Annotated in this window: 14 protein-coding genes and 1 tRNA gene; 8 read left to right on the top strand and 7 right to left on the bottom strand. The window is 30.1% G+C overall.

Going from position 1 to position 13228, the window contains the following annotated elements:
- Window positions 1-114 precede the first annotated feature (114 nt).
- On the top strand, window positions 115-888 hold the full coding sequence (locus IW18_RS10010; protein WP_041517443.1) for a hypothetical protein: 774 nt from the start codon (window positions 115-117) through the stop codon (window positions 886-888).
- 200 nt (window positions 889-1088) lie between these two features.
- On the opposite strand, the gene IW18_RS10005 is transcribed toward IW18_RS10010, so the two are convergent.
- From IW18_RS10005 to IW18_RS23360, 5 genes are all read right to left on the bottom strand, one after another.
- Window positions 1089-1161, bottom strand: a tRNA-Met gene (locus tag IW18_RS10005).
- A gap of 128 nt (window positions 1162-1289) precedes the next feature.
- The gene (locus IW18_RS10000) at window positions 1290-1814 is read right to left on the bottom strand and encodes a DUF4269 domain-containing protein (protein ID WP_041517442.1); all 525 of its coding nucleotides are present in this window, start codon (window positions 1812-1814) and stop codon (window positions 1290-1292) included.
- Between the two features lie 44 nt (window positions 1815-1858).
- Window positions 1859-3388 (bottom strand): glycosyltransferase family 39 protein, encoded by a 1530-nt coding sequence (locus IW18_RS09995; RefSeq protein WP_041517726.1) that lies wholly within the window; start codon window positions 3386-3388, stop codon window positions 1859-1861.
- 186 nt (window positions 3389-3574) lie between these two features.
- Entirely contained in the window at window positions 3575-4123 is a 549-nt protein-coding gene (locus IW18_RS09990; protein ID WP_041517441.1) for a DUF4494 domain-containing protein, read from the bottom strand.
- Window positions 4124-4247: 124 nt separating this feature from the next.
- Window positions 4248-4946, bottom strand: coding sequence for a S24 family peptidase (locus IW18_RS23360; RefSeq protein WP_041517440.1), 699 nt, complete (start codon window positions 4944-4946; stop codon window positions 4248-4250).
- A 261-nt stretch (window positions 4947-5207) separates the two neighbouring features.
- On the opposite strand from IW18_RS23360, the gene IW18_RS09980 reads away from it, so the two are divergent.
- From IW18_RS09980 to IW18_RS22665, 3 genes are all read left to right on the top strand, one after another.
- Window positions 5208-6911 (top strand): hypothetical protein, encoded by a 1704-nt coding sequence (locus IW18_RS09980; protein WP_041517439.1) that lies wholly within the window; start codon window positions 5208-5210, stop codon window positions 6909-6911.
- A 276-nt stretch (window positions 6912-7187) separates the two neighbouring features.
- Complete coding sequence (locus tag IW18_RS22670) at window positions 7188-8393, top strand: sensor histidine kinase (RefSeq protein WP_160113217.1); 1206 nt, start codon at window positions 7188-7190, stop codon at window positions 8391-8393.
- A 48-nt stretch (window positions 8394-8441) separates the two neighbouring features.
- Entirely contained in the window at window positions 8442-8804 is a 363-nt protein-coding gene (locus IW18_RS22665; RefSeq protein ID WP_123902521.1) for a YbbC/YhhH family protein, read from the top strand.
- A 93-nt stretch (window positions 8805-8897) separates the two neighbouring features.
- On the opposite strand, the gene IW18_RS09965 is transcribed toward IW18_RS22665, so the two are convergent.
- On the bottom strand, window positions 8898-9737 hold the full coding sequence (locus IW18_RS09965) for a hypothetical protein (protein WP_041517438.1): 840 nt from the start codon (window positions 9735-9737) through the stop codon (window positions 8898-8900).
- A 251-nt stretch (window positions 9738-9988) separates the two neighbouring features.
- Between IW18_RS09965 and IW18_RS09960 the strand changes: the two genes are divergently transcribed.
- Window positions 9989-11038, top strand: coding sequence for a serine hydrolase domain-containing protein (locus tag IW18_RS09960; protein WP_052480128.1), 1050 nt, complete (start codon window positions 9989-9991; stop codon window positions 11036-11038).
- Between the two features lie 36 nt (window positions 11039-11074).
- Here IW18_RS09960 and IW18_RS09955 read toward each other — a convergent pair whose 3' ends face one another.
- On the bottom strand, window positions 11075-11566 hold the full coding sequence (locus IW18_RS09955) for a hypothetical protein (RefSeq protein ID WP_123902519.1): 492 nt from the start codon (window positions 11564-11566) through the stop codon (window positions 11075-11077).
- Window positions 11567-11741: 175 nt separating this feature from the next.
- Between IW18_RS09955 and IW18_RS09950 the strand changes: the two genes are divergently transcribed.
- The 3 genes from IW18_RS09950 to IW18_RS09940 all read left to right on the top strand — a co-directional run bounded on the left by IW18_RS09950 (window position 11742) and on the right by IW18_RS09940 (window position 13207).
- Window positions 11742-12077, top strand: coding sequence for a hypothetical protein (locus IW18_RS09950; RefSeq protein WP_041517436.1), 336 nt, complete (start codon window positions 11742-11744; stop codon window positions 12075-12077).
- A 249-nt stretch (window positions 12078-12326) separates the two neighbouring features.
- Window positions 12327-12605 carry a hypothetical protein gene (locus tag IW18_RS09945; protein WP_123902517.1) on the top strand — a complete coding sequence of 93 codons (279 nt, stop codon included), beginning with the start codon at window positions 12327-12329 and terminating at the stop codon, window positions 12603-12605.
- A gap of 8 nt (window positions 12606-12613) precedes the next feature.
- Window positions 12614-13207, top strand: coding sequence for a hypothetical protein (locus IW18_RS09940; RefSeq protein ID WP_041517434.1), 594 nt, complete (start codon window positions 12614-12616; stop codon window positions 13205-13207).
- Window positions 13208-13228 lie beyond the last annotated feature (21 nt).

Raw genomic sequence — 13228 nt, 5'->3', positions numbered from 1 at the left:
AACCCTGACTTTTATCGGACATAATTACCTGATTTTTGGGTAATATCTCTGATGTCATCTTTAGAATAAACTAGTTGACAGATATTATCACCGAACTAAATGAAAATCTAAATAATGAAGAAAATAATTCTAATATTAATTTGCTTAACATTATTTTCTTGTGATTTTGTAAAAAAAGAAAGCAAAAGCAGATTTGATAATATTTCAGAAAAGGATACAACTTGTTTAAATGGCATTAAAGAAGCAAAAATTGATATTCAAAAAGGCAAATTAGTCTACTGTTATGTAATGGGCGGTTTATTATATCATGGATTACGTTCTGAAAAAGAACTTACTTTAGTCTTAAAGCAAAATAACATTGAATTTAGAGGTATCGCTGTTTCGGACGTTGTAGATCCAAATCAAACACAATGTTACTGTCCTTTTATGGAAGAAAAGATTAGCGAAAAATATGGAAAGAAATTTATTGATTCTATATTAGATGTTTCAGATAAATTATATCTTAAGAACAGCATAAATGATACTTTATATTATGCTGATTGCGACAAACGTCCAAACTATCCAAATGATAATAGTGAATATCAAGATGATTATAGCGATGTATTACAAAAAGAAGTAGAAACAAAAATGATTTATCCAAAAGGATATATAAAAAGAAGAAAAAATGATGATTATGCTTTTGTAGATATACGTTTCTATGTAAGCAAAAAAGGCGAATCAAAAGCACTAAATTTCAACTTTTTAACTAATATAGAAACAAATTACAAGTTTAAAAAAGAGTTAGAAAAAGAAATCAAAAAATATCTAAAAACTGAAAATTGGAAACCTGCTCAAATAAGAGGAGAAAATGTAAATTCAGATATGAATTTTAGATTCCAACTAAAATGAAAATAACATTTGCCAACACGCGCTACAAGCAATTTGGGCATGTGGTTTAATGGGAAAATTGGTTTGTATTTGCAAGATTTGGGGACCCGATCGCTCCGATATGTAGACAACGATAGAGCAGATTTGCAATCTGTGCCCACAAAGAGAATCAGAAAAGTAGAAAAAAAAAGCTCCAGATTTCTCTGAAGCTTTTATCTTAGTAGCGGGAACAGGACTCGAACCTGTGACCTTCGGGTTATGAGCCCGACGAGCTGCCTACTGCTCTATCCCGCGTTGTTTCGGGTGCAAAGATAAGCACTAAATACGGTTATGCAAAGAAAATTATGAATTATTTTATGTTTTTATGTTTTTAGATTTTAAATATCTAAAAAAGAGTGGTTTATATTTGTGTGGTATAAAGCTTAGATTTTAAATTCTAGTAATTCGGCATAAGGATCTCCTTTTATGCCTAATAAAAAAGCAAAAGCGGGCTCGGTTTTGTAACCTTTTTGTTTGAGTTTGATGATCTCTGATCTAAAATCGTCGCCTTTTGATTGTAGAATCTCATATTCGATAAGCATATGCCTATATCCGTTTTGATCTTTTGTGGGGATATTTTGTCCAAACACTTCAATTTCAAAGCTATCTATTTTAAAGTTGGCAATGATAGATTCCTTATTACTAATAATTGTCTCTCTAATATTAAAGTCAGTTGCTTTTTCAAAAAGCAAGTTTATCTTTTCTATAAAACTTACTTTGCTTTTCCAATAGCAAATAATATCTAAATCGCTGTTTTCTATATCAATATTAAGCGGAATTGTTCCAACCAAAATTGGGGCAAATTCGGCAAGGTTCGATAAAACCTTATTTTGAGTTAAGACCTTAAAAGCCTTAACCTGTTTTTGATTTCCATTTTTTAAATATTCAATGTTGCTAAAGTCTGTCATTGTTCTAATTTTAATCTAAAAAAGCTAAAATAGAATTTGAATCTTTATTCTTTGATATAATTCTTTTCGTCATTTATTTCGGCTTCAATTCGTTTGTTGATATTGATTTTGGCATCTGTAAAAACAAAAATTGTGGTTTTGTATTCGCGCGCAAACTTATTGGTTATTTTGCCAGCAATGGCAGATGATTTAAAATATGGGCCAGTTTCTTCAAATTCAGTGCTTTTCTCTTCGTAATCTTTTATTCTGATGAGGTTTATGTATGGAATCGTAAGGTCAAACCAATTAACATAATCGGCATTAAAAGAAACCGCTTTAATTCCTTTTTTAGAATAATAATTTATGGCGCCGGCTTGTCCGTAATTATCGCAAAGTACTAATGTTTTTTCAGGATTTGGAATTAATGCATAAACGGAATCTGTTTTTCGGGCGAGTTCTTTCCAACCCAGCATATCGGCAAAATCTTGAGGTAATGCATGATCTTTTCCGTCTTCCCATCGAAGCATTCCTAGCTTTTTATATTTCTCAGGATGTTTCACGATGTATTCCGGACTCTTATTTGGAAAAACCAAGTTGTACATTAGTATAAAAAACAATAACGGAATAATGATGAAAATCGGTCTTAGAAAACGTTTCCAACTTGTTTTTAGAATTTCCGAAAGGAAAACTGCTCCAAATGCAATATAAATAGGATATAAACCAATGGCGTAATAAGCTTTGGCCTTAAAATAAATAAACACAATAAGTGTAAAAACGATTGTAGCAAAAAAGAATTTGTATTTATCAAAAGGTTTGTAAAATAACAAAGCGTACAAAGCTGCAAGAATTACAAAAAATGAACCTATGAAAAACAATAGTTGCTCTTTTAGAAAATCAATTCTATCAACATTTACCAATTGCGTTTCGGCCAATTCTTTCATATGATGCACAATTGGGAAATGGTTGTTGTATTGCCATAATAGATTGGGCAAAATCAGTATGAGTCCTAAAACTAGAGCTAAATAGACTTTTTTGTTTGCCAGAATTATTCTTTGTTTAGATAACAATAGAGCAGGCAAGAGGCCTATAAGTAAAAAGAGAATGTTGTACTTGTTTAAAAAACCAATAGCAAAAGTAATGGCACCAATGTACAACCATTTTGGTTTTTCTGTCGAAATGTATTGTATAATAATGTAATAGAATGCCGTCCAGCACAAAACATCTAAGGAGTTGGGTTGGTACAAGGTGTTGAGACGTAACAATGACGAAAACAAAACGCAAGTAGTACCCAAAATTAATGCGTAAAGATTTCCTTTGAGTAATTCGATAGTTTTCCAGACAATTACAAGTGTTAGTGCACCAAAAAGGGCGGGGAAGAACTTAATCCAGAAAACAGAATTTCCAAGTAAAAATATTAAATACGAAATCCAGGATGTTACGGGCGGAACGGATAAATAACCCCACGCGAGATGATGTGCCTGATCAAGATGCAAATATTCGTCGCGTTGCAAATCGTATTCGGGACTTATTAAAATATATTGCAAGGCAAATTTTAAAATAATAAATCCGAGTAGAATTATAGTTTTTTTGGTCATTGAGGTTTTGGTTTCGTGGTTGGGTGGTTTTGATTTTTTGAACAAAAGAAATCAAATCAAAATGTATAGCGAATATATCATTTTTTTTGAATTAAGTTTAAAATGAGATTGTTATACTATAATCTAAAAACAAAAAAAGCCTCAGATTTCTCTAAGGCTTTAGTATATTTTATATTGTTTCAGGATTTATTCCTCCATCGCAGTTTCAAATTCCATGTGGTCAACAGTTTCTACATCTGGCTGAGCAGGTTTTGAAGCTTTCAATTTATTGAATCTTTCTAATTGTTCTGTTTCGCCTTCTTCACCGCTAAAATACGGGAATACATCCATAATTGGAGACTCAGAAACTGCCGGAATAGAATATTCTCCCATTGTACTTTGCATGATATGAAGCGTGTTGTCGTAAGCTTCTCTCACGTCATTCGCTTGTACCAACATATACATATTAGTTTTTCTTTCTTTTCCGCTTTCTTCATCATAAGCCAATAAAGAAACTTTTGATTTAAACCAGCGATCTGCATTTTCAAAAGGATGAATCTCGGCATAATTAGCTACTTTAATATTCGTGATTTTAAATTCTTCACTAATATAAGCCGCCATCTCCTCATTAATTCTTTTTTCGGCCTCAGTATACGACAAAGCATCTACCAAATAAGGTTCAGTAAGTACTTTTTGTCCACCAGTTTCGTCCGTTTTTCTATATTTTACCTTGCATTCGTACCAAGTTGCGCTCATCTCTTTAATTTTTTTAAGGATGCCAAAGATAGATTTTACAGGAAAATAAATTCTTAAAATACGAAATAGATATTCACAATTTCAGAGTGAATTTTGTAACGTATTAGTTGTGAGTGTTTAAGGTTTAATAGGCAGAATTGATTCTGATACTGGCTTTAACTAAGGCAAGTCCTTTTACATTTGAGAAAAGAACATCTTTTGATTCGTGTTGGGGATTTTCGCTCACTAATTTTATCCAATCTTCTCCTTTGTCCGATTTTTTAATCCATTTTATCATTAAAAAATCTTCAAGATCATTTGTAGATAAAGAGATTAAATAGATTTCGCCCCAAAAAATATTGTCAATTCTGTGGGCTAATTTTTTGTACAAAACAATATCTCTTCCTTTTAAAAGCGGATACATACTATCTGTATTGACATAAATTGCACCATCGCATTTGGGCAAATTTGGAACCGAAACATAATCTATTGGTTTTAATTCCAGATCTTCAAACAAAGAAACAGCCCCGTTCGTGGTTTCTACATTATATAGCGGAACTTTTTGTTTTTCGATTCTTCTATATGCAGTTGGAGGTTCATTAAATTGATCAATTGCTTGGCCAAACTCATTCTCATAATAATAGGCTTCGGTCATGTTGCCATTTCCGGTCAAAAGCCATTCAGGATTGATTTCAGGGTAAGTAATAAGTATCTGTTCTATCTTCGATCCGCCAATGTCTTTGACCTTATCTAAGAAACCATTAGAAAGACCTGTTTCAATGTAGAATTTTCTTTTATTAATTCCTTTATATTCAATTATTTGTAGGATTCTATTGATAATCATTTTATATATTATAGATTATTTACTCTTTTTTATTTCTTTATGTAGTTATTACTCTCTATATTTGTAAGTAAAAAGAAACAAATTTGAGTAATAAGCAAACGTACAAAAAAAAATAAGAAGTACGCTTATGATCCCAATTATCATTACCAATCTGATTGAAAATTTGAGAAATAATGCTCTAATGTACTTCAGATTTGAGCAATTGGAAAAGACAATAAGCATCAAAAAAAGAGAAGTCAGATTTAAAAAGTAAAGATAAATATGAAGGATCTAATTAAAATAGCTCAGAATGCTCCTGATCGTGAACGGTTGGAGACCGCAATTATAGACTTACTTCATTTTATAAATGCAGGAGCAATTTATGTTTCGTATAATAATATAACCAATGTTGTAGTGATTACTTCTGTGCTAAGAAAAAACTGCGATCAGGATGGCGATACTTTAGGAAATACTTTAGATAAACTAATAAAATTATATCCTGACTTTATCTTTAAGTTTATTAATTATAGTTGGGCTTCGTACGGATTTAAAAAGGGAAAGCCCTATTTTATTCAGCATTGTACACTAAAAGAATTGGTTTATTTTGAGCCAAATGCAAAAGTATTTTATCCTTACAAAAATACGTCGAAGGTTCTGGTTCAAAAAGCAAAAAAGAGATTTAATACAGATTTTGAAGCGGCTACAGTTTCTTTGCGAAACGTGTCTATTTTTGCCAGAAACCAAAAAAGTGTCGAAGCAGCTTTTGCATTACACCAAACCTTGCGTTACATTTATATTTGCGCCTCAGAGTTTATGAGTCCTGAATTTATTAGTTCGACTTGTTTACTCATACATTACGATTATATAAATGATTTTGCACCCACATTTAAAAATATACTTAATAAAGAATCTCAAGAGGATAAAGAAATTTTGATGATGCTAAATGCTGCTTACAACTGTATAGTGCACAATAAATCAATTAGTAATGTCGATAATGCAATGCTTGCAACAGCAAAAGCAAAAATTGAGTTAATGCAACGAGAACTAAAAAGACTTTTTGCAGAATATGTTGAGTTGTGTAAGGAAAAGGTAAGAGAACTAAATCGTCAAAAATTCCTTGGAAGAGCCATTTTTAACCATAAAATTTCACCCAATTATATTATAGATAATGCCTTGGATGAGGTAAGTACAGTACTGGCAGAGTGTTTTAAAATACGATCTGTTTATTGTTTTGGTTATAATACTTTTCACAATGAAAATAAGAAAACGAAAAAAGAAAGCTATTCTAAAAAAGTACCCAATTATCACTTTTATTTATTAGTAGTTTATCTGGAGCATACGGAAAAAGCGATACTGTTAATGCAGAATTTGATTCAGGCTAAATTTGGTAAAAAGTACAAAGTCACAATTTTGTATCATAACTCCAATTTTGTGCGTAAGAAAAATCAAAATCAGAAATACTTTTTTGATGCTATTATAACAAACGGACTTTTGGTCTATAATAATCCGCTGTATTTGGCTTATCCCGAAACGAATATAGGAGAACGAGACCTTAATTTTTGTAAAAAATATGTAGAACATAGAATCTTGATAGCTCAACAATTGTTTAGCCTTGCGCAAAATTGTTTTAGCGATGACTCGATTATTATAAAAAAAGTACTTTTTAGAAAAGTTATAGAGCAAATTGCAATTGGACTTATTTATTTGTTTTTGAGTTATCATGCAGGGAAGTTTTCGATAAACTATTTGTTTTCGCTTTTAAAATATATTGATGAAGTAGATTTTCCCTTTGATTGTGATAATGGAAAAGAAAGTACGCTTTATCAATATTTAATTGAAACTACCGAAGTTTCAATTAAAAAAAAGAAAGTCAATGGTAATATTTTGGACAATAAATTCCTTGAAAATAAGTGTATTGCATTTTTTAAACAAGCAAAAGAGTTAAGTGCAAATGCATTTGAAAAATTAGAGAATACAGGAAAATAGATTCTTATTTTGTATCGAATGAAAACCTTTCCGTAAAACAAAACTTACGACATTTGGCTATTGGCTTTATTCGTATATTTGGGCATCAGTTTTTTAAATAAACTAAAGTCTATAATGTTCGAATTATTACCGCTAGATCCAAAAACACTTTTTCTCCTTTATTTTTGGGCAAACTTTTTTATCTGCATTCTTATTTTTAGTTATTCGTTTTCTTATGCGACCAGTGATAATAGGAAAATCTTAAAAATTTTCGGCTTAGGAAAATTGTTATTAACGATGGGTTGGATATTAATTGCTTTGCGAAATTTAATTCCAGATTTTGTCTCCATCAATATAGCCAATACAATACTTTTTTCGGCCTGCTGTTATGAGACTATAGCAATGCTGTCATTGCTTAAAAACAAATCAAAAAAATGTTACAAATTGCAAATTGCAATAACAATTCTTGCAGCAATAATTTTTAATATAGTAGTATTACTAAACGGTACAATTAACACACGAATTTTAGTAGTTTCTGCCGGAATATTTGCAATCTATTTACCGCCAACCATTGGATATATTTTTGAAAAGAAAAATAACTTTTTCAGAAGCTTCTATGTGTTTTGTTATGCTGCGTTCGAAATTCTAATTACTATAAGAGCAGTTTATAATTATTTCAATCCGCAGGAACAGTTTTTTAATCATACTGTTTTTGACAGCTTGTACAGTGTTAGTCTCTTTTTGTTAACGCTTATTGGTACAGTTGGATTTTTATTGTTGGTAAAAGAAAAACAAGATCTTAAAATCAGGAAACTTTTAAACGACAAAAATCAGTTTTTTTCCATCATAGCACATGATTTGCGAGGACCGCTAGGATCATCAGTAGGACTTTCGGAAATATTAGTTGAAGAGATCGACGGTTATAGTCTTGAAGAAATTAAGGAAATTACAGAGATGCTTCATCAATCGAACAAAAACAGTTATAAATTGCTCGAAAATCTCTTAGATTGGTCGCGAGTGCAAACCGGAATGATCGAATTTAGTCCTCAAAAAATAACATTGAATACGTTGATTAATGAAAATATAGAACTCAATAAAAATGCAGCATTACATAAAAACATCAATCTTCGTTTTGAATCGGCCGAAATTGTTGAAGTCGAAGCTGACAAAAATATGATTGAAACCGTGGTGCGTAATTTACTAACCAATGCCATTAAATTTACCGAAAAAAATGGTGAGATTACTGTAACATTAAATCAGAAAGATCAAAAGGCCGAAATATCAATTATAGACAACGGTATTGGAATTACAGATACAGTAAAAGAAAAGTTGTTTAAAATAAACAGAAAAGCGACTCAAAAAGGAACAGAAAATGAAACAGGAAGTGGTTTGGGTTTATTACTTTGCCATGAATTTATAAAAAAACACAAAGGCGAAATTTGGGCAAATGGAGAACCCGGAAAAGGAAGTACTTTTAAGTTTACTTTGCCTTTAGCACAATGATGATTTGGGAGTGAATTGTGGAATATAAATTATTTAATTTTAAGAGATATGAACAAGAAAATTTTATTGGCTTTTATTCTTTTACTTATTAATTATCAATTAAGCGCACAAGAAAAAGATGAAAAAAAAATCGTTTATGAAAGAGTTGATACACATCCTGATGATCCTCTTCCGAATAATTTAGTCCCTAACAAACAAACAGCCATTAAAATTGCTGAAGCGATTTGGTTGCCACTTTACGGAAACAAAATATATAATGAAAAGCCATTTGTAGCTGAACTTAGTGCTTCTGGAGTATGGATTGTAAAAGGAACTTTAAAAGATCTTGATCTTGGAGCTAAAGGAGGCGTTGCTTATATAGAAATACAAAAAAGTGATTGTAAGATATTAAAAATTTATCATGGAAAATAGGGTGATTTTAAATGAAATGAAAATTTAAAACAGCGCAAAGTCAGAGATATTTGTGCAGCTTCAAAAAAAATGTTCGGAGAACAAGACTATTATTTAAAATTCTTTTAACTCAAAATTATATTCTTTTTGCTTCCATTTTAATTCATTTACGAGAAAGTATTTATGATAGAAACCAATCAAAACAACTATCTTTTTATCAGGATATTGAGTTTTCCATTTTAAAATATTGTCAATGATTGTTCTGTTTCTTAGCGTTTCAAAATAGCAGTATCTTTTATATAATTCTCTAAACGAAATGGCGTCTTTAGTAGCGGTTTTTATTTTTAATTTGGCAAATTCGCTATTTTCGTCAACGATCTCATTTATTTTTTGATATTGATAAAATTGTCTTTCATTTACCAAATTTGATGTGGCAATAGAATTTATTTCTATTAATGAACTATTGTCTAATTCGTTTAACGAATTGGATAAATCAACAAATCTATTCCATATTTTTTTATGTTTTATCGAAAGGGTATTTAATGAATCAAGCGTATTTATTTCATTTACAACTGCATCAGAATTCTGTATTCCGTTTTGTTTTCTGTAATCATTTCTCCCTTCAAATTCTATTGGTCTAAATAAGGTGTTCTTGAAATTGGCTTTATATTTCAAAACCGCATTCCATTCATTTTCGTCGTAAGTTTTTTTAAACGTAAAATCTGAATTGAAATTTGTCATATCAGATTCCATCAAAACGATATCGGGTTTTAAGTTCTCTAGAACCTTGTAGATTGTATCTGCATTTATATTTTTTGTTGGAAAATGTACAGTTCCAATAACAATTAATTCTGGTTTTTTCTTTTTATTCTCTGTTTGAGCATTGCAAAATAATGCAGTTAAACAAAATGTAATTAGTAGTAAGCGGTTAATAAAAAAAAGTTTTGATTTCATTTTTTAGTTTTAGGATAAATAGTTTGTGGTTATTTTTAGAATCAAGAATAACAGGATTGTTAATTTAGCAACGATCAGTAAGCTCATTTCGATAGCTAATATAGAATTAATTTTACTACAAAATAATTCTAGATTGGCGTAAATAAAAACCAGACTTGTGACAATTGTATTCTCTAATATTCCTAAGAAAAAAGTTTTACAACTATCTTTCTCTTTGTACAATTTTGTTATATTTATTGAAACTTCATACAATGGATATAATTAAAACAAACAGAATTTTACTTTTTACTTTTTTGCTAATCGTTTGTAATAGTGGTTTCAGTCAATCCTCTCAAAAATCAGCAAATCTTGATAGTTTATTCTTAAAAGCATATAACTCAAAAGCATTTAACGGAAATGTTTTAGTTTCTCAAAACGGAAAAATTATCTACGAGAAAGCCTTTGGACGCGCTGATGCAAGTGGCATAACTGAGCTAAATAAAAAATACCGTTTTCATATAGGTTCAATCGCCAAAGAATTTAATGCCGTTAGTATCTTGATGCTTAAAGAGCAAGGAAAGTTAAAACTAGAAGATTCAATTTCGAAGTTTTTGCCTGAGTTGCCTTCTTGGGCAAACAAAATTAAAATCATCCATTTGCTTCAATATACAAGTGGTCTTCCGCAAATAAAATGGAATGAAGTGAATCAGGATTCTGATAATATGATGGCGTTAAAAAAAACGGTAGCTCTCGATTTCGAACCAGGGACAAAGTATGATTATAACAATAACAATGTGTTTTTGCAAAGGAGAATTATAGAAAAAATTACCAATGTGCCTTTCAATTCTTTTGTTGTAAAAGAAATACTTCGTCCAGCAGGGATAAAAAACGGAGTTGTCGATCCTACTGAAAATGAGAAACTCTTTGCAAAATCCTTTAATAATAAAGGAAAACAAGACATTCTTAAGTATAATATTTCTGGTTGGACCGCATTAAATTTGGAAGATTTTTATAAATGGTCTGAAGCAATTAATTCTTTTAAACTTATTACGCCCCAATCGACACATGAACTTTTTGTTCCTTTTTCAATAGGAAATCAAACCGGTCTTGGAGAAGGAGAAATTCAAGATCGTCAGGTAAAAAACCATATACACGATGGTGCCGTGTTCAATTATCAAGCCTTACTAGTCAGTAATCCAAATTTCACAATTATTTTAATGACAAATAACAAGCAAAATAATTTGGATGAAATTAGTAATTCAATACAATTAATCCTTGCAGGAAAGCCATTCAACCAAATCGAAAGCCCAAAAAGTAATTAAATAATAGTTGGAAATCCGTTGGATAAAAAGAAGTAATTACTTTTTAGTTTGTTTCGGTTTTAAAAAATAAAAGATTAATAATAAACCTGCAAAAACAAATTCGATTATAATCCAGGGAAGTAAATTTTTTTCTAAAGCTTCTTCTGCCGTTTGGTATTTCTTGATGTACATTACGTTTTTTGAATCGCCAAATTGAACAACTCTTACATGTAAGTTGAGCGGTTTTAAATTTCCGTAATCAATGTTTTGTAGATTTTCGAGCTGAGAATCATTTAGGTAAGAAAGAAAATTATAAGCATCATCATCAAATAATCCAAAAAAGGCAGGTTTCTTATTTATCGTGCCTTCTACACTAACAGATTTTCTTTTTGAGCTAGAACCACTTGTAGATTTTTCGACACTCATAATTTCAGTTTTGTATCCATTCGTAAAATAATAATACTGTTTGTATGCGGTAAACAGTAAGATTATGGGCTGAACCAAAATGTTTAAAATAAGAAGTAATAAGTATATTTTGTAAATTTTCATTTCTAATGTTGTTGCTCTCTTTCTTTGGATGCTAACCGATTTCTCAATCAAAATCTGTTTTCTAGTGGAAAAATAGATTTTATTTTCGAACTTATCATATAAGATAACCACTTTTTGAAATTATATCATAAAATTTGAATTATCAAAAAAAGTAAAATTAATTCAAAATATATCGATGAAAATAAATGAAACCAAAAATCTAGATAATCTTAAAAGATTAGCCGATGGATATTTAAATACACTAAAACCAACTAATGATAAAAGAGAATTTTATACTGCCGAAATCAAAGTAATGAACTATTCTGAACTTGGTTGTATTATTACAAACATGCTCAAATTATGCATTTTGGCACTAAATCAAGATGAGTATGAAATTTCGGAAACTGTTAAACAACCCGCTATCGATGTAGGTCTTGTGTTGGAAGTTGCGCTTCAGCTTTTTCCTAACGACGAGTTTGATTTACTGAGCGAAATCAATCAGGTTCTTGCTTCTAGTGATGTCGAAAGTTAACCTTCAAAATCTCCTTTTTTCGATCGAGGTATATTGATAGATGTTTTAGTTTTTAAGTAATTGAATTTGTTTTTGTAAATAAAATAGTAAAAAAACAGTGAATGATTTTTTTAAGTACACAAAATGTATAAATTTGATTTGGAAAGAAAAATCTTAAAATATATTATGAGAATAAAAAACTAGAGAAGTTAAAACTTATATAAAGAGTATCTATTTTTGCTTTAGTAATGGTATTAATCAATTATTAAAATGATGAGAATCAGGAATAAAACATTAATTGATGTAATTGCACAAACTTTACAAGAGTACAATAAATCTGCAGACCCAAGTGGTAGTATACCATATGAAGTTTATACAGACTTAGCTTGGGGAGGATCAATAGGAACTCCCGTATTTGATGAGAAATTTAAAGTTGGTACTCCAGAAAGATTAAGAGTTGAGAATCGATATGCGGCAGAACAAACAGGAAATTCTATTGAATATAATAATGGACAGCTTCAAAACGTAGTTGGTAAACCTTGTAATTGATTTTTACTATGAAAAAAATTAAATATTTGTTTTTGATTGTTTTATATTGTAGCTGCTCAGTTACAAAAAATAATAATGCTCCAATAAATGATTATTTGGAATCTCAAAAGGTAGGAGATCAAAAAATAATGATTATTCAAGAAAAAATAAATAACAATACTACTATTGATATTTTTAAAGGTAAATTTTATTTTGAGCCATTATCAAATAAATACGAACGTAATGAAGGAATAAAAGAACCATTATTTGTTAAAACAAAATGGGAAAAAATGAAATCAAAATACGAGAGTAAATATATTACAGATTTTTGGATTCGGAATAATAATTGGACCTCTAAAGATTTTAAAATTCAGAATATCCTCTTTTTTGAACGTGCTAAGTTTCCAAATCCAGGGGAATATGAAAAATTTAATTTTGACGATTATTATATTGTTTTTTCTTTTTCTGAGCCAATATATTATGCTAAAAAATATGCCGTTTTTACCGTGCAAAAAACAAATACAACTAATATGATTCTTGGAAATACTTCGATATTAGTTTTAGAGAAAAAAGATGGTAAATGGGTGGTTGTACAAGGGGCTGTAAATGGTGTATATAATTAAACCTGCTACATTTTTGAAACT

Origin of the sequence: Flavobacterium hibernum (genome assembly GCF_000832125.1) — a bacterium.
In the GTDB taxonomy this organism is placed as follows: domain Bacteria; phylum Bacteroidota; class Bacteroidia; order Flavobacteriales; family Flavobacteriaceae; genus Flavobacterium; species Flavobacterium hibernum.
This window is presented reverse-complemented; position numbering and strand designations above follow the sequence as displayed.

Coding starts and splice junctions, on each gene's coding strand:
- IW18_RS10010 (WP_041517443.1), top strand. CDS start 115: ATGAAGAAAATAATTCTAATATTAATTTGCTTAACATTATTTTCTTGT.
- IW18_RS10000 (WP_041517442.1), bottom strand. CDS start 1,814: ATGACAGACTTTAGCAACATTGAATATTTAAAAAATGGAAATCAAAAA.
- IW18_RS09995 (WP_041517726.1), bottom strand. CDS start 3,388: ATGACCAAAAAAACTATAATTCTACTCGGATTTATTATTTTAAAATTT.
- IW18_RS09990 (WP_041517441.1), bottom strand. CDS start 4,123: ATGAGCGCAACTTGGTACGAATGCAAGGTAAAATATAGAAAAACGGAC.
- IW18_RS23360 (WP_041517440.1), bottom strand. CDS start 4,946: ATGATTATCAATAGAATCCTACAAATAATTGAATATAAAGGAATTAAT.
- IW18_RS09980 (WP_041517439.1), top strand. CDS start 5,208: ATGAAGGATCTAATTAAAATAGCTCAGAATGCTCCTGATCGTGAACGG.
- IW18_RS22670 (WP_160113217.1), top strand. CDS start 7,188: ATGGGTTGGATATTAATTGCTTTGCGAAATTTAATTCCAGATTTTGTC.
- IW18_RS22665 (WP_123902521.1), top strand. CDS start 8,442: ATGAACAAGAAAATTTTATTGGCTTTTATTCTTTTACTTATTAATTAT.
- IW18_RS09965 (WP_041517438.1), bottom strand. CDS start 9,737: ATGAAATCAAAACTTTTTTTTATTAACCGCTTACTACTAATTACATTT.
- IW18_RS09960 (WP_052480128.1), top strand. CDS start 9,989: ATGGATATAATTAAAACAAACAGAATTTTACTTTTTACTTTTTTGCTA.
- IW18_RS09955 (WP_123902519.1), bottom strand. CDS start 11,566: ATGAAAATTTACAAAATATACTTATTACTTCTTATTTTAAACATTTTG.
- IW18_RS09950 (WP_041517436.1), top strand. CDS start 11,742: ATGAAAATAAATGAAACCAAAAATCTAGATAATCTTAAAAGATTAGCC.
- IW18_RS09945 (WP_123902517.1), top strand. CDS start 12,327: ATGATGAGAATCAGGAATAAAACATTAATTGATGTAATTGCACAAACT.
- IW18_RS09940 (WP_041517434.1), top strand. CDS start 12,614: ATGAAAAAAATTAAATATTTGTTTTTGATTGTTTTATATTGTAGCTGC.